Genomic DNA, 20,775 nt, shown 5'->3' with positions numbered 1-20,775 from the left:
AATGGCGGCATGGAGATGCCGAGGAGTGAACGGTCGCAGGACAGTCCCCCGCACGTCCTGATCGTGGGACAGGACGGGACGGCGGTCGGCGGCGCCGATGACGAGTCGCGCGAGGTCCCGGTGACGGAGATGGTCGAACAGCCCGCCAAGGTCATGCGGATCGGCAGCATGATCAAGCAACTCCTGGAAGAGGTACGTGCCGCTCCTCTCGACGAGGCGAGCCGGGTCCGGCTCAAGGACATCCACGCCGCGTCGGTGAAGGAGCTGGAGGACGGCCTGGCGCCCGAATTGGTCGAAGAACTGGAACGCCTATCCCTCCCGTTCACGGAGGAGGCCATTCCGTCCGAGGCGGAACTGCGCATCGCGCAGGCCCAGTTGGTCGGATGGCTGGAGGGGCTCTTCCACGGCATCCAAACAGCCCTGTTCGCGCAGCAGATGGCGGCGCGGGCCCAGCTCGAACAAATGCGCCGCGCCCTCCCGCCCGGCGCCTCCCACGAAGACGAAGAGGGCCCCCACGGAGCCATCCGCTCCGGCCCGTACCTCTAACCTCCACCCGGCCCGGACCGCCCACGGCGCTCCGGGCCTTCCCATGTCCGGGCCGCAACGCGGCCCTGCGCCGGACCGGCCGAACGGGGCGCGGGCGGGCACGGGGCGGGCGGGGCGGGGCGGGGACCGAACAGGGCGCCGGCGGGCACGGGCGGCGCGGGGGCGGGGCGAGGCGCAGGCTCGGCGAGGCGCAGGCGCAGCGGGGCGCGGGCTCGGCGAGGCGCAGGCGCGGCGAGGCGCAGGCTCGGCGAGGCGCAGGCTCGGCGAGGCGCAGGCGCAGGCGCAGGCGCAGCGGGGCGCGGGCTCGGCGAGGCGCAGGCGCGGCGAGGCGCAGGCGCGGCGAGGCGCAGGCGCGGCGGGGCGGGGCGGCTCAGGCGGGGCGGGGGCCGAACAGGGCGCGGGCGGGCACGGGCGGGGCGGGAGCGGGGCGGGGCGCGGGCGGCGACGCGCAGGCGCGGCGAGGCGCAGGCGAGGCGCAGGCGCAGGCGCGGGCGCAGCGAGGCGCAGGCGCAGCAGGCGCGGGCGCAGCAGGGCGCAAACGGGCTGTAATCGGGCGGCCCCGCAGGGGGTACGGCGGCATACCCTGGCCTATGATCTTCGACGCAGTCATCCTGGCCGGGGGCGGCGCGCATCGCCTCGGAGGGGTGGACAAACCCGCCCTGTCCGTCGGCGCCCGCGCCCTCCTCGACCGCGTCCTCGACGCCTGCCCCGACGCCCGCACCACCGTGGTCGTCGGCGACCGCCGTCCCACCGCCCGCCCGGTCCGCTGGACCCGCGAGACGCCTCCCGGCGGCGGCCCCCTCGCCGCGCTCGACGCCGGGCTCCACGAGACCACCGCGCCCCTGATCCTCGTCCTCTCCGCCGACCTCCCGTTCCTCGACCGGCCGGCCGTCCGGGCCCTCCTGGACGCCGCCGCCGCCGTCGGCGACGGCGCCGCCCTCCGCGACCCCGACGGCCGCGACCAGCCCCTCGTGGCCGTCTACCGCACGGAAGCGCTGCGCCGCGAGATCGCCCTCCTCGCCACCGAACACGGCTCCCTGCGGGGCCTCCCCCTCCGCGCCCTCACCGCCGGGCTGGACCTGACCCCGGTCAGCGTCACCGAGAGCGCGCCCCTCGCCTCGTTCGACTGCGACACCTGGGAGGATCTCGCCGCCGCCCGCGCCCGCATCAGGGAGCATGGGAACGTGCTGGACGAATGGATGACCGCAGTCAAGAACGAGCTGGGCATCGACGTCGCCGTCGACACCAAGACCCTCCTCGACCTCGCCCGTGACGCCGCCCACGGTGTCGCCCGGCCCGCCGCCCCGCTGACCACCTTCCTGGTCGGCTACGCGGCCGCCCAGGCGGCGGCGTCCGGCGCCGACCCCGCCCAGGCCGTCGCCGAGGCCTCCCGCAAGGCCGGGGACCTGGCCCTGCGCTGGGCCGCCGAGGCCGAGGCCGACACCGATGCCCAGGAGGGCGGCTCCGGATGACCCCCATTGACGCCGACGCCAACGCCGAAGCCAACGCCGACGCCGGCCGCCCGGCCCCCGCCTCCGCCGAACAGGCCCTCGACGAGGCCCTCGCCCTGGTCAGCCGCGCCGCCCCCGCCACCACCGGCGCCCCCGGCGGGGCCGGGCACCGCGCCGTCCCCTGGCTCCGCGCCCGGGAGATCGCCGCGTACGCCGGCTCCGGCGTCCGTGCCCGCACCCACCGGGCATCCCTCGCCGACGCCCTCGGCGAGGTACTGGCCGTGCCCCTCGACGCCCTCACCGACCTGCCGTCCTTCGACACCTCCGCCATGGACGGCTGGGCCGTCTCCGGCCCCGGGCCCTGGACCGTCCGCCCCGGCGGCGGGGTCCTCGCCGGCTCCGGCCGGCCCGCGCCCCTCGCCGACGGCCAGGCCGTACGGATCGCCACCGGTGCCCGGATCCCCTCCGACACCACCGCCGTGATCCGCAGCGAGCACTGCCACGAGGCCGGGTCCCAGCTGTTCGCCGAGCGGCCCGTCAGCACCGGCCAGGACATCCGTCCGCGCGGCCAGGAGTGCCGCTCCGGTGACCTGCTGCTGCCCGCCGGCTCCCTCGTGACGCCGGCCGTGCTCGGCCTCGCCGCCGCCGCCGGCTACGACGAGCTGCCCACCCGCCGCCGCCCCCGCGTGGAGATCCTGGTGCTCGGCGACGAGCTGCTCACCGAGGGACTCCCGCACGACGGCCTGATCCGGGACGCCCTCAGCCCGATGCTCGGCCCCTGGCTCACCCGCCTCGGCGCCGAGGTCACCGGCACCCGGCGGCTCGGCGACGACCCCGCCGGAGCGGAGGCCCTCTTCGAGGCCGTCACCGGCTCCGAGGCCGATCTGATCGTCACCACCGGCGGCACCGCCTCAGGCCCCGTCGACCACGTCCACCCCGTACTGGAGCGGGCCGGCGCCGAGCTGCTCGTCGACGGGGTCGCCGTGCGCCCGGGACACCCGATGCTGCTCGCCCGGCTCGGGGACCGGGCCGACGGCCGCCACCTCGTGGGCCTGCCCGGCAATCCGCTCGCCGCCGTCTCCGGGCTGCTGACCCTCGCCGACCCGCTGCTGCGCGCGCTCGCCGGCCGCCGCCGGCGCCCCCGCTACACCGCTCCCGTGCGGGACGACGTACCCGGCCACCCGGACGACACCCGGCTCGTCCCCGTACTGCTGAGCGACGAGCACGCGGTACCGCTGCGCTACCACGGCCCGGCGATGCTGCGCGGCGTGGCCGCCGCCGACGCGCTGGCCGTCGTACCGCCGCACGGCGCGCGGGCGGGGCAGGACCTGGAAATTCTCGATCTGCCCTGGGTGGCGGGGGGATGTTTCACGTGAAACTTGAGGGCTCTGACGCGATGGCGCGGGACGCGGACGAGAAGCTCGTCTCACGGCGCGTCAAACTGCCCACGCGCGTGGTGGAGAAGCCACTGCGGCAGGTGACCCGGCGTCTGCTGATGGCCCTGTTCGTGATGTTCCTGACGGTGATGCTCGTCTGGGTGGACCGCGGCGGCTATCACGACAACGCCAACGGGTCGGTGGACTTCCTCGACTGCGTCTACTACGCCACCGTGACCCTGTCGACGACGGGTTACGGCGACATCGTCCCGTACAGCGACAGCGCGCGGCTGATCAACATCCTGCTGATCACGCCGCTGCGCGTGCTGTTCCTGATCATCCTGGTCGGTACCACCCTGGAAGTGCTCACGGAGCGGACCCGGGAGGAGTGGCGGCTGAACCGCTGGAGGAAGAACTTGCGTGACCACACGGTCGTCGTCGGCTTCGGCACCAAGGGCCGCTCGGCCCTGCACACGCTGCTGGCCACCGGCCTCCGGAGGGAGCAGGTCGTCATCGTGGACCCGAGCGCCAAGGTGATCGACATCGCCAACGCGGAGGGCTTCACGGGCGTGGTGGGCGATGCCACCCGCTCCGATGTCCTGCTGCGCGCCGAGCTCCAGAAGGCCCGTCAGATCGTCATCGCCACCCAGCGCGACGACACGGCGGTCCTGGTCACGCTGACGGCGCGCCAGCTCAACCGGGGCGCGAAGATCGTCGCGGCGGTCCGCGAGGAGGAGAACGCGCCGCTGCTGAAGCAGTCCGGCGCGGACGCGGTCATCACCAGCGCGAGCGCCGCCGGCCGGCTGCTGGGCCTGTCGGTGCTCAGCCCGAGCGCGGGCACCGTGATGGAGGACCTCATCCACCAGGGCAGCGGCCTCGACCTGGTCGAACGGCCCGCCAGGAAGGCCGAGGTCGGCAAGTCGGTGCGGGAGACCAGCGATCTGGTGGTCAGCGTGCTGCGCGGGCACCGGCTGCTGGCGTACGACGATCCGCACGCGAGCCCGATCCAGGCGACGGACCGTCTGATCACGATCGTCCGCGCGGCCCCGCCGACGTCCTCGCCGGTGACACTGGGGTCTGCTGAATAGCGGCCGGAGTTGGCGTAACCTCCGGGCCATGCATGCGATCACCATCGAACAGCCCGGCGGCCCCGAGGCACTCGTCTGGGCCGAGGTACCCGATCCGGTGGCGGGCGAGGGGGAGGTGCTCGTCGAGGTCGCGGCGAGCGCCGTGAACCGCGCCGACATCCTTCAGCGGCAGGGTTTCTACGATCCGCCGCCGGGCAGCTCGCGCCATCCCGGGCTGGAGTGCTCGGGCCGGATCGTCGCGATCGGCCCCGGCGTGTCCGGCTGGGCGGTCGGCGACGAGGTGTGCGCGCTGCTGGCCGGCGGCGGGTACGCGGAGCGGGTGGCCGTCCCGGCGGGCCAGCTGCTGCCGGTGCCGGAGGGCGTGGACCTGGTGACGGCGGCCGCACTGCCGGAGGTGGCGTGCACGGTCTGGTCGAACGTCTTCATGATCGCGCAACTGCGCCCGGGGGAGACCGTGCTGGTGCACGGCGGCTCCAGCGGCATCGGCACGATGGCCATCCAGCTGGCCAAGGCGATCGGCGCGAAGGTGGCGGTCACGGCGGGCGGCCCGGAGAAGCTCGCGCGCTGCCGGGAGCTGGGCGCGGACGTCCTGATCGACTACCGCGAGCAGGACTTCGTGGCGGAGCTGCGGGCCGCGACGGACGGGGTCGGGGCCGATGTGATCCTCGACATCGTCGGGGCGAAGTACCTGGGCCGGAACCTGGACGCGCTGGCCGTGAACGGCCGGCTCGCGGTGATCGGCCTCCAGGGCGGGGTGAAGGGGGAGCTCAACCTGGGCGCGCTGCTGGCGAAGCGGGCGGCGATCACCGCCACCTCGCTGCGGGCGCGGCCGCTGGGCGAGAAGGCGGCCATCGTCGCGGCGGTCCGGGAGCACGTCTGGCCCCTGGTCTCGACGGGCCGCGTCGCCCCGGTCGTGCACGCGGCGTTCCCGATGCGCGACGCCGCCGAGGCCCACCGCGTCATGGAATCGAGCGCTCACGTGGGCAAGCTGCTGCTGACCGTGTGACCCGCCGACCGGGACCGGACCGGGTCCCCGCGCCGTCCGTGGCGGTGCGGGGACCCGGTGGACGGGCTCCGGTCGGGCCGGGGTCCGCTCAGAGGGAGCGGAGCAGGACCGCCGGGGATTCGACGCAGTCGGCCACGTAGCGCAGGAAACCGCCCGCCGCGCCGCCGTCGCACACCCGGTGGTCGAAGGTCAGCGACAGCTGGACGACCTTGCGGACCGCCAGCTGCCCCTCGTGGACCCACGGCTTGTCGACGATCCGGCCCACGCCGAGCATCGCCGCCTCGGGGTGGTTGATGATCGGCGTGGAGCCGTCCACCCCGAACACCCCGTAGTTGTTCAGGGTGAACGTCCCGCCGGTCAGGTCGGCGGGCGCCAGCTTCCCCGTCCGGGCGAGCTCCGTCAGCCGCCCGAACTCCGCCGACAGCGATTCCGGGCTGCGCGACTGGGCGTCGCGGACCACCGGGACCACCAGGCCCCGCTCGGTCTGCGCGGCGAAGCCCAGGTGCACCGACGGAAGCCGGACGATCTCGTTCGCCGCCAGGTCCACCGTGGAGTTCAGCTCCGGGTAGCGGGCGAGCGCGGCCGTGCAGATGCGGGCGAGCAGCGCGAGTACCGAGATCTTGGGACCCGCGGCGGCGTTCATCGCCGCCCGGGCCGCCATCAGCTCCGTCGCGTCCGCGTCGACCCAGCAGGTGGCTTCCGGGATCTCCCGGCGGCTGCGCGACAGCTTCTCCGCGACGGCCCCGCGGAGCCCCTTGAGCGGGATCCGCGTCGCGCCCTCGGGCGCCGCGACCGGGGTGGCGGCGGGCTGGGCGGCCGGGGCCGGCGCCCGCAGGGCCGCCTCCACGTCCGCCCGCAGGATCAGACCCTCGGGGCCCGATCCGCGCAGCGCGCGCAGGTCCACCCCGTTGTCCCGGGCCAGCTTCCGCACCAGCGGCGAGATCACCGGCACCGGCCCGGAGGCCTGCGCCGGAGCCGCCGGGGCCGGAGCCGCCACGGCGGCCACCGCCGCGACGGGGGCCACCACGGCGGCCGAGGCCATCGCCGCGGGCCGCGCGACCCGCTTGCGACGCGCCGGCCGGGAGTGGTCCGTACCGTAGCCGACCAGGACGTTCCCCGAGCCCGAGGACTCGGCGACGGCGGCCGGCTCCGGCTCGCTCCCCGCTCCCACCGCCACGGTGATCAGCGGGGAGCCGACGGGAAGTTCCGTGCCCTCCTCCCCGAAACGGGCGGTGACGACACCGCCGTAGGGGCACGGAACCTCCACCATCGCCTTGGCCGTTTCGACCTCGACGACCGGCTGGTCCACCTCGACCACATCGCCCACCGCGACCAGCCAGCGGACGATCTCGGCCTCGGTGAGTCCTTCCCCGAGGTCGGGCAGCTTGAATTCCATGACCTGCGGCATCAGTTCTCCCACTGCAGGCGCGCCACGGTGTCCAGGATCCGGTCCACACCGGGCAGATGGTGCTTCTCCAGCATCGGCGGCGGGTACGGGATGTCGAAGCCCGTCACGCGCAGTACCGGCGCCTCCAGGTGGTGGAAGCACTTCTCCTGGATGCGGGCGACGAGCTCCGCGCCCGGCCCGCCGAAGCCGTTCGCCTCGTGGACCACCACGGCGCGCCCGGTGCGGCGCACCGACGCCACGACCGTGTCCTCGTCGAACGGGACCAGCGAGCGCAGGTCCACGACCTCCAGGTCCCAGCCCTCCTCGCGGGCCGCCTCGGCGGCCTCCAGGCACACCGGCAGCGAGGGTCCGTAGGTGATCAGCGTCGCGCTCGTGCCCGCCCGGCGGACCAGCGCGTTGCCGATGCCCGGCACGGGCGCCGGGCTGTCCGGGTTCCAGTCGGCCTTCGACCAGTACAGCCGCTTCGGCTCCAGGAACACCACCGGGTCGTCGCTCGCGATCGACTCGCGCAGCAGCCCGTAGGCGTCCTCCACCGTCGCCGGGGTCACCACGTGCAGCCCGGGGGTCGCCACGTAGTACGCCTCGGAGGAGTCGCTGTGGTGCTCCACACCGCCGATCCCGCCGCCGTACGGCACCCGGATCGTGATGGGGAGGGGCATCGCGCCCCGCGTGCGGTTGCGCATCTTGGCGACGTGCGAGATCAGCTGCTCGAACGCCGGGTAGGCGAACGCGTCGAACTGCATCTCGACGACCGGCCGCAGCCCGTACATGGCCATGCCGACCGCGGCGCCGAGGATGCCGGCCTCCGCGAGCGGGGTGTCCGTACAGCGGTCCTCGCCGAATTCCTTCGCCAGGCCGTCCGTGATGCGGAAGACGCCGCCCAGGGTGCCGACGTCCTCGCCCATGACGTGGACCGTGGGGTCCTCGGCCATGGCGTCGCGCATCGCGCGGCCCAGCGCCTGCGCCATCGTCGCCGGCTTGGCGACCCGCTTCTCCGCCACCGTGCTCACTGCTCCTCCGCTTCGAGCTCGGCGCGCAGCATCTCCGCCTGCTCGCGCAGCCGGCCGGTCTGCCGCGCGTAGACGTGTTCGAACAGGTCCATCGGGTCCAGCACGGGTTCGGCGTTCATCCGCTCGCGCAGCGACGCCGCCATCAGCTCGGCTGCGTCCTTGGCGTCCTGGATGCCCGCGTCGTCCAGCAGGCCGCGCGCCGTGAGCTCGCGCTCCAGCAGCTGCACCGGGTCGTGCGCCTTCCACGCCTCGACCTCGGCGTCACCGCGGTAGCGGGTCGCGTCGTCGGCGTTGGTGTGGGCCTCGATCCGGTAGGTGACCGCCTCGATCAGGGTCGGGCCGCCGCCGGAGCGGGCCCGCTGGACCGCCTCGGACAGCACCTCGTGCATCGCGGCCACGTCGTTGCCGTCGACCAGCCGGCCCGGCATCCCGTATCCGACGGCCTTGTGGGCCAGCGTCGGGGCCGCGGTCTGCTTGGCGAGCGGGACGGAGATCGCGAAGCCGTTGTTCTGGACCAGGAAGACCACCGGGGCCTGCCAGACGGCCGCGAAGTTCAGCGCCTCGTGGAAGTCGCCCTCGCTGGTGCCGCCGTCGCCGACCATGGCGAGCGCGACCACGTCGTCCCCGCGCAGCCGGGCGGCGTGCGCCAGGCCCACCGCGTGCGGCAGCTGGGTGGCGAGCGGGGTGGACAGCGGGGCTATCCGGTGCTCCCGCGGGTCGTACCCGGTGTGCCAGTCGCCGCGCAGCAGCGTCAGGGCCTGTACGGGGTCCAGCCCGCGCGCCACGGCCGCGAGGGTGTCGCGGTAGGACGGGAAGAGCCAGTCCTGCTCCTCCAGGACCAGCGCGGCGGCGATCTCGCAGGCCTCCTGCCCGACCGTGGACGGGTAGACGGCGAGGCGGCCCTGCCGGGTCAGCGCGGTGGCCTGGGCGTTGTAGCGGCGGCCCCTGACCAGCTCGGCGTAGCACCGGCGCATCAGCTCGGGGTCGAGCCCCTCGGCCGCCGGAGTGCCCAGCACCCGGTACGGCTCCGGGTCCGGGAGCAGCGGGGCGGCATCCGTACGCGGACTCCAGGCGGGCGGCGGGGTCGAACGGTGGGACGCACCGGCACCGGGCAGCTCTTGGACCGTCATGGCGGCGTACACCTCCTCGTGGGAAGCGGGCAGGGGGCGCACCGGGTGTGAGGCGCCTCACCAACCGATTGTTCGGTTGTCTGCGCAATTTGGCTACAGGCGGCTCCAGGCTGTGGACAAAGTGGCGCCGGGGCCCTGGGATGGGTGCAGGACGTCCAGGAGAGGGAGGCAGTGGGCAATGCCGGATGAACAAATGGCCGGAACGGGTTCCGCACCGGTCCCACCGGGGGGTGCCCCCACGGGCCCTCAGGTCCCACCGCGCCCGCTGGATCCGATCGACCGGTCGATCATGAGATTGCTCCAGGCGGACGGCCGCGCCTCGATACGGTCGGTGGCCGAGCAGGTGCACGTGTCGCGGGCGAACGCCTACGCCCGGATCAACCGGCTGATCGACGACGGGGTCATCCGGGGCTTCACCGCCCGGGTCAACCACGAGCGCGCGGGTCAGGGCGCTTCGGCGTACATCACCCTGAAGATCGTCCAGAACTCCTGGCGGACGGTGCGCGAAAAGCTCCGGGAGCTGCCGGGCGCGGCGCACATCGCGCTGGTCAGCGGGGATTTCGACGTCCTGCTGCTGGTCCACACGCCGGACAACCGGACCCTGCGCGAGCTGGTCCTGACCCGCCTCCAGTCCATCCCGGAGGTGCTGTCCACGCGCACGCTGCTGGTGTTCGAGGAAACGGACCTGCTGGCCCCGGGACCGCCCGCGGGACCGCCGATCACGGAGGACTAGGCCGTCCGGGTCGCGGCGGGCACGGCGCCGGGGCGGCGGGAGGCACAGACACGGCCGAAGCGGCCGAAGCGATCGCCGCGATCGCCGCGGCCGACACGGTCCGGCTAGCGCGAGGTGCGCAGCCCCTCGAAGGCCATGTGGACGACCGCGTCCGCGAGCTGGCCGTGGTCCGCGCCGGGGTGCGGGCGGTACCACTCGACCAGCGAGTTCACCATGCCGAACAGCAGGCGGGTGGCGAGCCGGATGTCCACGTCCGCCCGCAGGTCCCCGTCGGCCGCGGCGGCCTTCAGCAGGTCCGCCACCTGGTGGTCGAACTCGCGCCGCCGCTCCAGCGCCCACCGCTCGGTGCGGGTGTTGCCGCGCACCCGCAGCAGCAGCGTCACGTACGGGAGCTCGGCGAGCAGCACCTCCACGGTGCGCCGCGTGACGTACTCGACCCGCTCGACCGCCCGGCCGCGCACCGCCCCGGACTCCTCCAGGACGGCGAAGAGCCCGTCGAGCGCCCGGCTGACCGCGCGCCGCAGCAGCTCCTCCTTGCCGGCCACGTGGTGGTAGATCGAGGACTTGGAGATCCCCGCCGCCTTGGAGAGGTGCTCCATCGAGGTGCCGTCGTAGCCGCGCTCGTTGAAGACCTGGACCGCGACGGTCAGCAGTGTCTCCGGGGTGTACGTGTCCCGCCTGACGGTGGTCATTCCGTTTCCTCCCCCTCGTCCCCGGCCGCGTAGCCCAGCCGGAACAGCGCCAGGGAGGGCGCGTATCGCCCGCCCGGGCAGCGTTCGTTCAGGTGGTGCAGCAGGTCGTACGCCCAGTCCTGGCCGAGCCGGTCGTGCCATTCGGCCGGCCCGAGCGGGTAGTTGACGCCGAGCCGCATCGCGGTGTCGATGTCCTGCGCCGTGGCGACCCCGCGCGCGACGGCGTCGGCGGTGAGGTCGATCAGCATCGCGACGGTCCGGGCGACGATCATGCCGGGGACGTCGCCGATGACGGAGACCTGCTTGCCGAGCTTCTGGAACAGCCCGATCGCCTCGGCCAGGGTCCGCTCGCTGGTGTCCTCGCTGGCCGAGAGCGCGATCCGGGTGGCGCCCCGGTAGTCGAGCGCGAGGTCGAAGTAGACGACGTCGGCGAACTCGACCGAGGTCTTGCCGTCCGCGAGGACGAGCTGGCCCTCGCCGGGCAGCTGGATGTACGGGCCTCCGTGCTCGGTCGCGGTCACCGCGATCCCGGCCTCCTCCAGGAGGTCGGCCAGGTCCGCCGCCGGGCCGAGGTCGCCGACGACGGTGACCTTGTCCGGGGCCTCCTCGGGGCCCGCGGTGTGCGGGGCGGGCAGCTGCGCGTCCGGGCCGTACGGGAACCAGCCGTGCCCCGACTTGCGGCCGAGGCGGCCCGACTGGACCAGCCGGCGCTGCGCGAGCGACGGGGTGAACTTCGGGCTCCGGAAGAACGAGTCCCAGACCGAGCGGGTGACGGCCTCGTTCACGTCCTGCCCGATCAGGTCGGTCAGCTGGAACGGGCCCATCTTGAAGCCGCCGCTCTCGCGGAGCACGGCGTCGATGGTGGCCGGGTCGGCGCCCTGCTCCTCGTACACCGAGAAGGCCTCGGCGTAGAAGGGGCGGGCGATCCGGTTGACGATGAAGCCGGGGGTGTCGGCGCAGCGGACGGGCGTCTTGCCCCAGCCCAGCACGGTGGCGTAGGCGCGGGCGGCGGCGGCCGCGTCGGTCGCGAAACCGCTGACCACCTCGACGAGGGGGAGCAGCGGGGCCGGGTTGAAGAAGTGCAGGCCCAGGAAGCGGCCGGGGTGGGCGAGACCGGCGGCGAGCTCGGTGACGGAGAGGGAGGAGGTGTTGGTGGCCAGCAGCGCGTCCGGCGAAACCACCTCTTCGAGTGCGGCGAAGAGCGCGCGCTTGACGGTGACGTCCTCGACGACGGCCTCGATGACGAGGGCGGCGTCCGCGAGGTCCTCCAGCTCGCCGGCCGGCGCGATCCGGCCGACCGCGTCCTCGGCCTCGGCGCGGTCCAGACGGCCCTTCGCGGCCATCCGCTCGACCCGGTCCTGCACGATCCCGGCGCCGTCGGCGGCGAGCGCGGGGTTGATGTCGTAGAGCAGCACGCGGTGACCTGCGAGGAGGGCGACCTGGGCGATGCCCTGCCCCATGGTGCCGGCGCCGACGACCGCCACTGTGCGGGACCGCTCGATTGCTGTCATGACCCGATCCTCCCGCACCGACTTATCCACAGGTCTGCCGGGCCCTCTTGTCCCGACCGATCGTTCGGTTACTCTAACTCCAGTCTGCTCTTCTTCACCCGCCCCTGCCTGATCTCAGTCTGCGAACCAGCCTGATCTTGCCCGGCTCAACGAGGAGTTGGTCCCTGATGGCCGCCGCGCTCACCGTCCCCCAGCTGTCCGCCAAGCACCGGCCCACCCTGGAACAGGCGCTGGCCGCCATCCGAAGCCGCGCCTACTGGTCCCCGCACCCCGAGCACCCCAAGGCCTACGGGGAGACCGCCCCGGCCGACGGCCTCGCCGCCTTCGAGGCCGTGCGCGGCACCCGCTTCGACCTCGGCCAGCCCGGTACGGACGGCTGGGCCGGCGCCGAGGTGTCCCCGTTCGGCCCGGAGCTGGGCGTCGAGTACCCGCACGTCGACCCGGACGTGCTGCTGCCCGCGATGAAGGCCGGCATGGGCGCCTGGCGCGACGCCGGACCCGAGGCCCGCGCCCTGGTCTGTATCGAGATCCTGGCCCGCATCGGCGCGCGGACGCACGAGTTCGCGCACGCGGTCATGCACACCAGCGGCCAGGCGTTCATGATGGCGTTCCAGGCCGGCGGCCCGCACGCGCAGGACCGCGGCCTGGAGGCGGTGGCCTACGCGTACGAGGAGCAGACCAGGGTCCCGGGGCAGGCCGACTGGTCGAAGCCGCAGGGCAAGAAGGACCCGCTGGAGCTCGGCAAGACCTTCACGGCCGTGCCGCGCGGCATCGCGCTGATGATCGGCTGCAACACCTTCCCGACCTGGAACGGCTACCCGGGCCTGTTCGCCTCCCTGGCCACGGGCAACGCGGTGCTGGTCAAGCCGCACCCGCGCGCCGTGCTGCCGCTCGCGCTGACCGTGAAGGTGGCCCGCGAGGTCCTCGCCGAGTCCGGTTTCGACCCGAACCTGGTGGCGCTGGCCGTCGAGCGTCCGGGCGAGGGCATCGCCAAGGCCCTCGCCGTCCGCCCCGAGATCAAGCTGATCGACTACACCGGGTCCACGGAGTTCGGCGACTGGCTGGAGACCAACGCCCGCCAGGCGCAGGTCTACACGGAGAAGGCCGGCGTCAACACGGTCGTCCTCGACTCGACCTCCGACTACAAGGGCATGCTGTCCAACCTGGCCTTCTCGCTCTCCCTGTACAGCGGCCAGATGTGCACGACCCCGCAGAACCTGCTGATCCCGCGCGAGGGCATCGCGACGGACGCGGGCCACAAGACGTACGACGAGGTCGTCGCCGACCTCGCGGCCTCGGTCGGGGGCCTGCTGGGCGACGACGCCCGGGCCAACGCGCTGCTGGGCGCGCTGGTCAACCCGGATGTGAAGGCCCGCCTGGAGGCGGCCGCCGGGCTGGGCGAGGTCGCGCTGGCCTCGCGCGAGGTCGTGAACCCGGAGTTCCCGGACGCGGTGGTCCGCACCCCGGTGATGGTGAAGCTGGACGCCGCGAAGCCGGACGACTCCGCCCCGTACCTCTCGGAGTGCTTCGGCCCGGTCTCCTTCGCGGTCGCCGTCGACTCCACGGCGGACGCCCTGGACCTCCTGCGCCGCACGGTGCGTGAGAAGGGCGCGATGACGGTCGGCGCGTACACCACCTCCCCGGACACCGAGCGGGCCATCGAGGAGGTCTGCCTGGAGGAGTCGGCGCAGCTGTCGCTGAACCTGACCGGCGGGGTGTTCGTCAACCAGACGGCGGCGTTCTCCGACTTCCACGGCTCGGGCGGCAACCCGGCGGCGAACGCCGCCCTGTGCGACGGCGCCTTCGTCGCGAACCGCTTCCGCGTGGTGGAAGTCCGCCGCCAGGCCTAGGAAGCGGCTAACCGGGGTGGGGCCCGCCCCAGTGGAAGAGCGTCATGGCCACGCTCGTGGCCAGGTTGTAGCTGGACACCTGCGGCCGCATCGGCAGGGACACCAGATGATCGGCTCGTTCCCGCAGCTCGGGTGAGATCCCGTGCCGCTCCGAGCCGAAGGCGAGCAGGGCGTCGTCCGGGAGGGTGAGGGCACGGATGTCCTCGCCCTCCGGGTCGAGCGCGTACAGCGGCCCGGCGGGCAGGGTGTCGATCTCCACCCGGTCCACGGTGGTGGCGTAGTGCAGCCCGGCCCCGGCCCGGACAACGTTCGGGTGCCAGGGGTCGAGGTCGCCCCGGGTCACCACCCCGGTCGCCCCGAACCCGGCCGCGAGCCGGACGACGGCGCCGACGTTGCCGAGGTTGCGCGGGTTGTCGAGGACGACCACGGGCGCGCTGCGCGGCCGCCGCTCCAGCCTGGCCCTGCCCTGCTCCCGGTCGGGCCGCACGGCCAGCGCCGCCACCCCGGTGGGATGCACCCGGGTCAGCAGCGCGCGCAGCTCCGCCGGGCGCACGAGCCGCCCCACCTCCGCCGCCACGTCCGGGGCCAGCTGCTCGGCCAGCGCCCGCACGGCATCGGGATCATCGGCGACGACGGCCCGCACATCGGCCCCGAACCGCAGGGCGTGCTTCAGCGCGTGAAACCCGTCGAGGAGCACGAGATCCCCCCGCCCGGCCCCCTCCCGCCACTCCCCAACCCCCAACTGCTCACTCATACCCCCGACCCTACGTCCCCCACCCACCCCCAGCAGCAACCCAGCCGGCCCCGCCAGCCTCGCCGACAACCCCCGCCGCACCGCCGACCAGCCGCCGCCAGCCCCTCCGGCGTCGCCCCCTCCCCACCCGGCCCCGCCGCACCGCCGATCAGACCCTGCCGGCCCCTCCAGCCCTTCCCCACCCGGCCCCTCCGGGAACCCAGCCCCGCACCTCCAGCCTCGCCGGCGTTTGAGGCGCGGGGGTTCGGGGGCTGGCCCCCGACAACGGCGCCGCACCTGTACGGGGTCCTGGCGGCGGAGCCGTGGGGCGGGGAGAAGCCCGCGCAGCGGACCGGTCAGCCCCCGCCGGGCCCCGCCTGTACCGGCACCGGCACAGACACCACCTCGGCATCCGCCGCCCCCGCCCCGCCCCGGCGGCCCCGGCCAAGGCCAAGGCCAAAGCCACGGCCCACCCGGCCGAAGGCCCCCGCCCCGGCCCCCAGCCACACCAAAAACCCCGTGGGCAAGAACACCGCATCGGCGGCGATCATCGCCATGGAAAAGAACGGCAACCCCAGCAGCACCGCGATCCCCGCATGCTCCAGCATCATCGCCGCCAGCAGCACGTTCTTGATCCGCCGGTTGAACAGCGTGAACGGAAACGCCACCTGCACCGCGACCGTCCCGTAGGACAGCAGCATCACCAGCACCCCGCTCCCCGCCAGCACCCCCGACAGCGCCGGCCACGGCGTGAAGTAGTCCAGCCGGAGCGGGTAGTACAGCGCCGTCCCGTCCTGCCACCGCGAGCCCTGGATCTTGTACCAGCCCGCCGTCGCGTAGATCAGGCAGACCTCCGCCATGATCACCAGCATCCCCGCGTTGTGCAGCAGGTTCGCCAGGACGTCGAGGACCGCCCGCCCCTCACCCTCCGGTTCGTACCGTTCGACCGTCCACCACAGCCCCAGCGCCACCCACACCGCCGCGAAGGCGACCAGCCACCCGGCCGTGAACCGCCCGCTGACCGCCCCGTACGCGAGGACCACGCCCAGCACGCCCCACAACACGGGCCCGGCCACGTCCCGCCCCGCCCCCGGCCCAGAGCCCGCGCGCCGCGCCACGCGCCGCGCGTCCAGCGACCACACCCGCCCGCACCGCGTCAGCACCAGGTAGATCGCCATCAGGTGGATGACGTTGTCCCCGCCGTCCCCCATGAACACGCTGCGGTTCTGCAGCGACAGCACCCCGACCATGAACACCACGGCCGAGGTCCGCGTCCGCCAGCCCAGCATCAGCAGCACGCTCGCCAGCACGGACACGGCGTACACGAGCTCGAACCACAGCGTGGAGTCCGACCACATCAGGACGCTGAACGCCTCGTTCGAGTCCGTCAGCCGGTGCGCCAGGTCCCAGCTCCACGGCCCGTCCGGCCCGTACAGCTCCCGCCGGTGCGGGAATTCCCGCAGCAGGAAGAACAGCCAGGTCGCGGAGAACCCGATCCGGACCACCGCGCTCTGGTAAGGACCCAGCGCCTGCCCGGTGACCTTCGCCAGTCCCCGGCCCGCCGCAGCCCGGAGCCGTGTCACACCGTCCACCACGGCAGCTCCCGGTAGTAGGTCTGCGTGTCGGTCCGCTCCGTCGACCACGCCGGCGCGGGCACCGCCCGGGTCGCCGAGCGCAACTGGATCCGTACGACACGACCGTCGGCGCCGTCCGCGCCGTGAGCGGTCAGCCGGTCCACCGCGATCCGCCGCAGGTACTCCTCCGACAGCCTGCCGCGCTCACCGCTCGGCTTCTCGTCCTCGTCGTGGGAGCCGGTGTAGAAGTCCCAGGCCCGCCGGAGCTCGTTCTGCTCGGTGTGGCTCGGCAGCAGGCTGTGCCGGATCGCCGCGCCGTCCTCGGCGGACAGGTCGCGCCAGGTGCCGGTGACCAGCCGGTCGTCATCCGTTCGTACCTGCGCGCGGGCCTCGACCGCGATGTTCTGCTGGAGCGGGTTGGGCGCGAAGAGCTTCCAGTTCTGTTCGAATTCGGGGTAGATCCAGCCGTCGATCATTCCCGCGTGCCGCTTGCTCAGCGTGTTCGAGGGGGCCACGTGCAGGAACACCAGGGCCAGGTGCCAGCAGGCCGCGACGGCCACGGCGCCCAGTGCCAGGGCCGTGACGACCCGGTACGGCGTGGACAGACCGGCGATCCCGGGCGCCCGGGGCGACGGCGGGACATCCACCGGAAGGGCCCCTTCCGCGCGCTCGCGCTCGTTCGAATCCATCCCGCCCCGATCATCCGGCGTCCACAGGGTTGACCACAGAGGTTGACACCCTACGGGCCGCCGTCTCACCATTGAAGAGGACGAACCGAACGATCGGTCGGTCGGGTAGATCGACGGACGGCCGACAAACTCTGACAGGGGGCCGTGATGGTGGCAGTGACCCCGGAGACGGGGCCGAACGCGGCCCCCGGGACAGACGCCGGGCAAGCGGGCGCGCAGGACTCCGGCGTGCAAGAACTCGGCATGCCGGACCTCGGCGCACAGCTCGCCGCGGCCTTCGACGCGGCCGTGGCGGCCGACGAGCGAGTGGAACCGCGCGACTGGATGCCCGAGGCGTACCGGGCCTCGCTGGTCCGCCAGATGGCGCAGCACGCGCACTCCGAGATCATCGGCATGCAGCCCGAGGCCAACTGGATCACCCGCGCGCCCTCGCTGCGCCGCAAGGCGATCCTGATGGCCAAGGTGCAGGACGAGGCCGGCCACGGCCTGTACCTGTACAGCGCCGCCGAAACCCTCGGCACCAGCCGCGACGAGCTCCTCGACAAGCTCCACTCCGGCAAGCAGAAGTACTCGTCGATCTTCAACTACCCCACCCTGACCTGGGCCGACGTGGGCGCGATCGGCTGGCTCGTGGACGGCGCGGCGATCACCAACCAGGTGCCGATCTGCCGCTGCTCCTACGGCCCGTACGCGCGCGCCATGGTCCGGATCTGCAAGGAGGAGTCCTTCCACCAGCGCCAGGGCTTCGAGCTCCTCATGGCCCTGTCCAAGGGCACCGAGGCGCAGCACGCCATGGCGCAGGACGCGGTGGACCGCTGGTGGTGGCCCTCGCTGATGATGTTCGGCCCGCCGGACGACGAATCGGCGCATTCGGCGCAGTCGATGGCCTGGCGGATCAAGCGCCACTCCAACGACGAGCTGCGCCAGCGCTTCGTCGACATCGCCGTCCCGCAGGCCGAGGCGCTGGGGCTGACCCTGCCCGACCCGGACCTGAAGTGGAACGAGGAGCGCGGGCAGCACGACTTCGGCGCGATCGACTGGGCGGAGTTCTGGGACGTGCTCAAGGGCAACGGCCCGTGCAACGACCAGCGCATCAACCAGCGGCGCGCCGCCCACGAGGAAGGCGCCTGGGTCCGCGAGGCGGCCGCGGCGTATGCCGAGAAGCACGTTCGTACGGAAAGCGAGGCACGGGTATGACGCAGAACTGGCCCCTGTGGGAGGTGTTCGTCCGCTCGCGGCGCGGCCTCTCGCACACGCACGCGGGAAGCCTGCACGCCCCGGACGCGGAGATGGCCCTGCGCAACGCCCGCGACCTGTACACCCGGCGCGGCGAGGGCATCTCCATCTGGGTGGTGCCCTCCACGGAGATCACCGCCTCCTCCCCGGACGAGCGGGACCCGTTCTTCGCCGCCTCCGCCGACAAGCCCTACCGGCACCCCACCTTCTACGAGATCCCCGAGGGGGTGCGCCACCTGTGACCAGCACCTCCGGCACCGATGTCGTCCGTACGGCAGCCGCCCTCGCCCTCGGGGACGACGCGCTGATCCTGTCCCACCGCCTCGGCGAGTGGGCCGGGCACGCGCCCGTCCTGGAGGAGGAGGTCGCGCTCGCCAACATCGCGCTCGACCTGCTCGGCCAGGCCCGCGTCCTGCTCTCCCTCGCGGGCGACGAGGACGAACTGGCGTTCCTGCGCGAGGAGCGCGCCTTCCGCAACCTCCAGCTGGTGGAGCAGCCGAACGGCGACTTCGCGCACACCATCGCCCGACAGCTGTACTTCTCCTTCTACCAGCACGAGCTCTACGCGGAACTCGCCGTCGGGGACGGCCCGTTCGGGCCGCTCGCCGCGAAGGCCGTCAAGGAGACCGCGTACCACCGCGACCACGCCGAGCAGTGGACCCTGCGCCTCGGCGACGGCACCGAGGAGAGCCGGCTCCGGATGCGCACCGCGCTCGACGCGCTGTGGAAGTTCACCGGCGAGATGTTCGCGCCCGTGGACGGGGTCGAGGTGGACTGGGCCGCCCTGGAGCAGCGCTGGCTGGCCTCGCTGACCGGTGTGCTGGACCGCGCCGGGCTCGCGTTGCCCGAAGGGCCCCGCACCGGGGCCTGGGCGGCCGGCGCCGGCCGTCAGGGTCTGCACACCGAGCCGTTCGGGCGGATGCTCGCCGAGATGCAGCACCTGCACCGCAGTCACCCGGGGGCGTCGTGGTGACCTTCGCCGACACCGGCATGACCCGCCTGGAGACGGAGCTGGCCGAGATCGCCGGCTCCGTCCCCGACCCGGAGCTGCCCGTGCTGTCCCTCTCCGAGCTCGGCGTGATGCGCGGGGTGCGGATGCATGACGACGGGCACGCCGAGGTCACCCTCACCCCCACGTACACCGGCTGCCCGGCCATCGAGGCCATGTCCGCCGACATCGAGCGGGCGCTGACCGAGCACGGCATCCCCGAGGTACGGGTCACCACCGTGCTCTCGCCCGCCTGGTCCACCGACGACATCAGCGCCGAGGGCCGCCGCAAGCTCGCCGAGTTCGGCATCGCCCCGCCGCGCCCGCACGCGGCCGGCGGGCCGGTGTCGCTCACCCTGTCGGTCCGGTGCCCCCACTGCGGATCGACCGACACCGAGCTGCTCAGCCGGTTCTCCTCCACCGCCTGCAAGGCGCTGCGCCGCTGCGTCGCCTGCCGCGAACCGTTCGACCACTTCAAGGAGCTGTAGATGGCTGCGACCTCGCCGTCCGCGCCGTCCGCCGCGCTGGTGAACCCGCGCCCCGCACGGCACGGCGCGTTCCACCCGCTCAACGTGGCGGCGGTCGACCGGCTCACCGACGACTCGGTGGCCCTGACCCTGGTCGTTCCCGAGGAGCTGCGCGCCGAGTACCGGCACGCGCCCGGCCAGCACCTGACCCTGCGCCGGACCGCCCCCGGCGGCGGGCAGGTCCGCCGCACCTACTCGATCTGCTCTCCCGCCCCGGACCCGGACGGCCCGGGCCCCGCCCTGCTGCGGGTCGGGGTGCGGCTGGTGGAGGGCGGCGAGTTCTCCACGTTCGCGCACAAGGAGATCGCCGCCGGGGACACGCTGGACGTGATGGTCCCGGCCGGGCGGTTCGTGCTGGATCCGGCCGCCGCGCCGGCCACCGGGCACTACGCGGCGATCGTCGGCGGCAGCGGGATCACCCCGGTGCTGTCCATCGCCGCCACCCTGCTGAGGGCCCGGCCCGAGGCCCGGTTCTGCCTGGTGCGCAGCGACCGCTCGGCGGCGTCGACGATGTTCCTGGAGGAGGTCGCCGACCTCAAGGACCGCTACCCGGACCGTTTCCAGCTCGTCACGGTGCTCTCCCGCGAGGAGCAGGAGGCCGGACTGCCGTCCGGGCGCCTCGACGAGGCCCGGCTGGCGGAGCTGCTGCCCGCGCTGCTGCCGGTCTCCGAGGTGGCCGGCTGGTTCCTGTGCGGGCCGTACGGGCTGGTGCAGGGCGCGGAGCGGGCCCTGGGCGGGCTCGGTGTCGCCCGGTCCCGGGTCCACGAGGAGATCTTCCACGTCGAGGACACCGCGCCGCCGGCCCCCGTCGCCGCCTCGGACGCCGGTGCCCGCGGGCGCGTCACCGCCCGGCTCGACGGCCGCTCGGGCACCTGGCCGGTCCGGGACGGGGAATCCCTGCTGGACGCGGTGCTCCGCAACCGCGCGGACGCCCCGTACGCCTGCAAGGGCGGGGTGTGCGGCACCTGCCGGGCGTTCGTGGTCGCCGGCGAGGTCCGGATGGACCGCAACTTCGCGCTGGAGACGGAGGAGACGGAGGCCGGATTCGTGCTGGCCTGCCAGTCGCATCCGGTGACGGAGGAAGTGGAGATCGACTTCGACCGCTGAGGCCCGGCGTCCGCTGCCCGCGAGCCCCGCGCACTGGGCAATTCCGGGAACCTGTTCTATCTTGACGCTCCGTCAGATCTGAACGGGATCCGGGATCCGGTGCACGCGGGAGGACAGGCA

20 protein-coding genes are annotated in these 20,775 nt (G+C 73.6%); 12 read left to right on the top strand and 8 right to left on the bottom strand.

Annotation, left to right across the window (positions count from 1 at the left end):
* Positions 1 to 9 precede the first annotated feature (9 nt).
* From EES41_RS18965 to EES41_RS18945, 5 genes are all read left to right on the top strand, one after another.
* The gene (locus EES41_RS18965; RefSeq protein ID WP_008740015.1) at positions 10 to 546 is read left to right on the top strand and encodes a bacterial proteasome activator family protein; all 537 of its coding nucleotides are present in this window, start codon (positions 10 to 12) and stop codon (positions 544 to 546) included.
* Positions 547 to 1,136: 590 nt separating this feature from the next.
* On the top strand, positions 1,137 to 2,018 hold the full coding sequence (locus tag EES41_RS18960; protein WP_123079600.1) for an NTP transferase domain-containing protein: 882 nt from the start codon (positions 1,137 to 1,139) through the stop codon (positions 2,016 to 2,018).
* Positions 2,015 to 3,373, top strand: a complete 1,359-nt coding sequence (locus EES41_RS18955) for a molybdopterin molybdotransferase MoeA (RefSeq protein ID WP_254211496.1) — start codon at positions 2,015 to 2,017, stop codon at positions 3,371 to 3,373. The genes EES41_RS18960 and EES41_RS18955 overlap by 4 nt, the downstream gene beginning before the upstream one ends.
* Complete coding sequence (locus tag EES41_RS18950) at positions 3,361 to 4,461, top strand: TrkA family potassium uptake protein (protein ID WP_123079599.1); 1,101 nt, start codon at positions 3,361 to 3,363, stop codon at positions 4,459 to 4,461. The genes EES41_RS18955 and EES41_RS18950 overlap by 13 nt, the downstream gene beginning before the upstream one ends.
* Before the next feature lie 28 nt (positions 4,462 to 4,489).
* A complete protein-coding gene (locus EES41_RS18945; RefSeq protein WP_123079598.1) occupies positions 4,490 to 5,467 on the top strand; it encodes an NAD(P)H-quinone oxidoreductase in 978 nt (325 codons plus the stop codon).
* A gap of 88 nt (positions 5,468 to 5,555) precedes the next feature.
* Here the strand turns inward: EES41_RS18945 and EES41_RS18940 are convergent, their stop codons facing one another.
* The 3 genes from EES41_RS18940 to pdhA are packed head-to-tail and all read right to left on the bottom strand — an operon-like array spanning position 5,556 to position 9,015.
* The gene (locus EES41_RS18940; protein ID WP_123079597.1) at positions 5,556 to 6,875 is read right to left on the bottom strand and encodes a dihydrolipoamide acetyltransferase family protein; all 1,320 of its coding nucleotides are present in this window, start codon (positions 6,873 to 6,875) and stop codon (positions 5,556 to 5,558) included.
* Positions 6,875 to 7,843, bottom strand: a complete 969-nt coding sequence (locus tag EES41_RS18935; protein WP_047961063.1) for an alpha-ketoacid dehydrogenase subunit beta — start codon at positions 7,841 to 7,843, stop codon at positions 6,875 to 6,877. The genes EES41_RS18940 and EES41_RS18935 overlap by 1 nt, the downstream gene beginning before the upstream one ends.
* A 38-nt stretch (positions 7,844 to 7,881) precedes the next feature.
* Complete coding sequence (gene pdhA / locus EES41_RS18930; protein WP_073774137.1) at positions 7,882 to 9,015, bottom strand: pyruvate dehydrogenase (acetyl-transferring) E1 component subunit alpha; 1,134 nt, start codon at positions 9,013 to 9,015, stop codon at positions 7,882 to 7,884.
* 193 nt (positions 9,016 to 9,208) lie between these two features.
* On the opposite strand from pdhA, the gene EES41_RS18925 reads away from it, so the two are divergent.
* Positions 9,209 to 9,748 carry an Lrp/AsnC family transcriptional regulator gene (locus tag EES41_RS18925; RefSeq protein WP_123079596.1) on the top strand — a complete coding sequence of 180 codons (540 nt, stop codon included), beginning with the start codon at positions 9,209 to 9,211 and terminating at the stop codon, positions 9,746 to 9,748.
* Positions 9,749 to 9,852: 104 nt separating this feature from the next.
* On the opposite strand, the gene EES41_RS18920 is transcribed toward EES41_RS18925, so the two are convergent.
* Positions 9,853 to 10,440 (bottom strand): TetR/AcrR family transcriptional regulator, encoded by a 588-nt coding sequence (locus tag EES41_RS18920; protein ID WP_123079595.1) that lies wholly within the window; start codon positions 10,438 to 10,440, stop codon positions 9,853 to 9,855.
* Positions 10,437 to 11,951 (bottom strand): 3-hydroxyacyl-CoA dehydrogenase, encoded by a 1,515-nt coding sequence (locus EES41_RS18915; RefSeq protein ID WP_123079594.1) that lies wholly within the window; start codon positions 11,949 to 11,951, stop codon positions 10,437 to 10,439. The genes EES41_RS18920 and EES41_RS18915 overlap by 4 nt, the downstream gene beginning before the upstream one ends.
* A gap of 167 nt (positions 11,952 to 12,118) precedes the next feature.
* Between EES41_RS18915 and paaN the strand changes: the two genes are divergently transcribed.
* Positions 12,119 to 13,801 carry a phenylacetic acid degradation protein PaaN gene (paaN, locus tag EES41_RS18910; protein ID WP_123079593.1) on the top strand — a complete coding sequence of 561 codons (1,683 nt, stop codon included), beginning with the start codon at positions 12,119 to 12,121 and terminating at the stop codon, positions 13,799 to 13,801.
* A gap of 7 nt (positions 13,802 to 13,808) precedes the next feature.
* Here paaN and EES41_RS18905 read toward each other — a convergent pair whose 3' ends face one another.
* From EES41_RS18905 to EES41_RS18895, 3 genes are all read right to left on the bottom strand, one after another.
* Complete coding sequence (locus EES41_RS18905) at positions 13,809 to 14,555, bottom strand: RNA methyltransferase (RefSeq protein ID WP_123079592.1); 747 nt, start codon at positions 14,553 to 14,555, stop codon at positions 13,809 to 13,811.
* Positions 14,556 to 14,890: 335 nt separating this feature from the next.
* Positions 14,891 to 16,117, bottom strand: a complete 1,227-nt coding sequence (locus EES41_RS18900) for an HTTM domain-containing protein (RefSeq protein ID WP_123082556.1) — start codon at positions 16,115 to 16,117, stop codon at positions 14,891 to 14,893.
* A complete protein-coding gene (locus tag EES41_RS18895) occupies positions 16,114 to 16,869 on the bottom strand; it encodes a DUF5819 family protein (protein ID WP_123079591.1) in 756 nt (251 codons plus the stop codon). Before EES41_RS18895 ends, EES41_RS18900 begins: the two co-directional genes overlap by 4 nt.
* 171 nt (positions 16,870 to 17,040) lie before the next feature.
* Here EES41_RS18895 and paaA point away from each other — a divergent pair, with 171 nt between their 5' ends.
* The 5 genes from paaA to EES41_RS18870 are packed head-to-tail and all read left to right on the top strand — an operon-like array spanning position 17,041 to position 20,655.
* On the top strand, positions 17,041 to 17,994 hold the full coding sequence (gene paaA, locus EES41_RS18890; protein ID WP_037799747.1) for a 1,2-phenylacetyl-CoA epoxidase subunit PaaA: 954 nt from the start codon (positions 17,041 to 17,043) through the stop codon (positions 17,992 to 17,994).
* Positions 17,991 to 18,275: a 1,2-phenylacetyl-CoA epoxidase subunit PaaB gene (gene paaB / locus EES41_RS18885; protein WP_008739989.1), complete on the top strand. Its 285-nt coding sequence runs from the start codon at positions 17,991 to 17,993 to the stop codon at positions 18,273 to 18,275. Before paaA ends, paaB begins: the two co-directional genes overlap by 4 nt.
* The gene (gene paaC / locus EES41_RS18880; RefSeq protein WP_123079590.1) at positions 18,272 to 19,006 is read left to right on the top strand and encodes a 1,2-phenylacetyl-CoA epoxidase subunit PaaC; all 735 of its coding nucleotides are present in this window, start codon (positions 18,272 to 18,274) and stop codon (positions 19,004 to 19,006) included. The genes paaB and paaC overlap by 4 nt, the downstream gene beginning before the upstream one ends.
* A gap of 17 nt (positions 19,007 to 19,023) precedes the next feature.
* The gene (gene paaD, locus EES41_RS18875; RefSeq protein WP_123082555.1) at positions 19,024 to 19,509 is read left to right on the top strand and encodes a 1,2-phenylacetyl-CoA epoxidase subunit PaaD; all 486 of its coding nucleotides are present in this window, start codon (positions 19,024 to 19,026) and stop codon (positions 19,507 to 19,509) included.
* On the top strand, positions 19,510 to 20,655 hold the full coding sequence (locus EES41_RS18870) for a 2Fe-2S iron-sulfur cluster-binding protein (protein WP_254211495.1): 1,146 nt from the start codon (positions 19,510 to 19,512) through the stop codon (positions 20,653 to 20,655).
* The last annotated feature ends 120 nt before the right edge of the window (positions 20,656 to 20,775 follow it).

This window comes from Streptomyces sp. ADI95-16 (genome assembly GCF_003721495.1).
Taxonomy (GTDB): Bacteria; Actinomycetota; Actinomycetes; order Streptomycetales; family Streptomycetaceae; genus Streptomyces; species Streptomyces goshikiensis.
The sequence above is the reverse complement of the archived record's forward strand: the minus strand, read 5'-3'. Positions and strand labels throughout refer to the sequence as shown.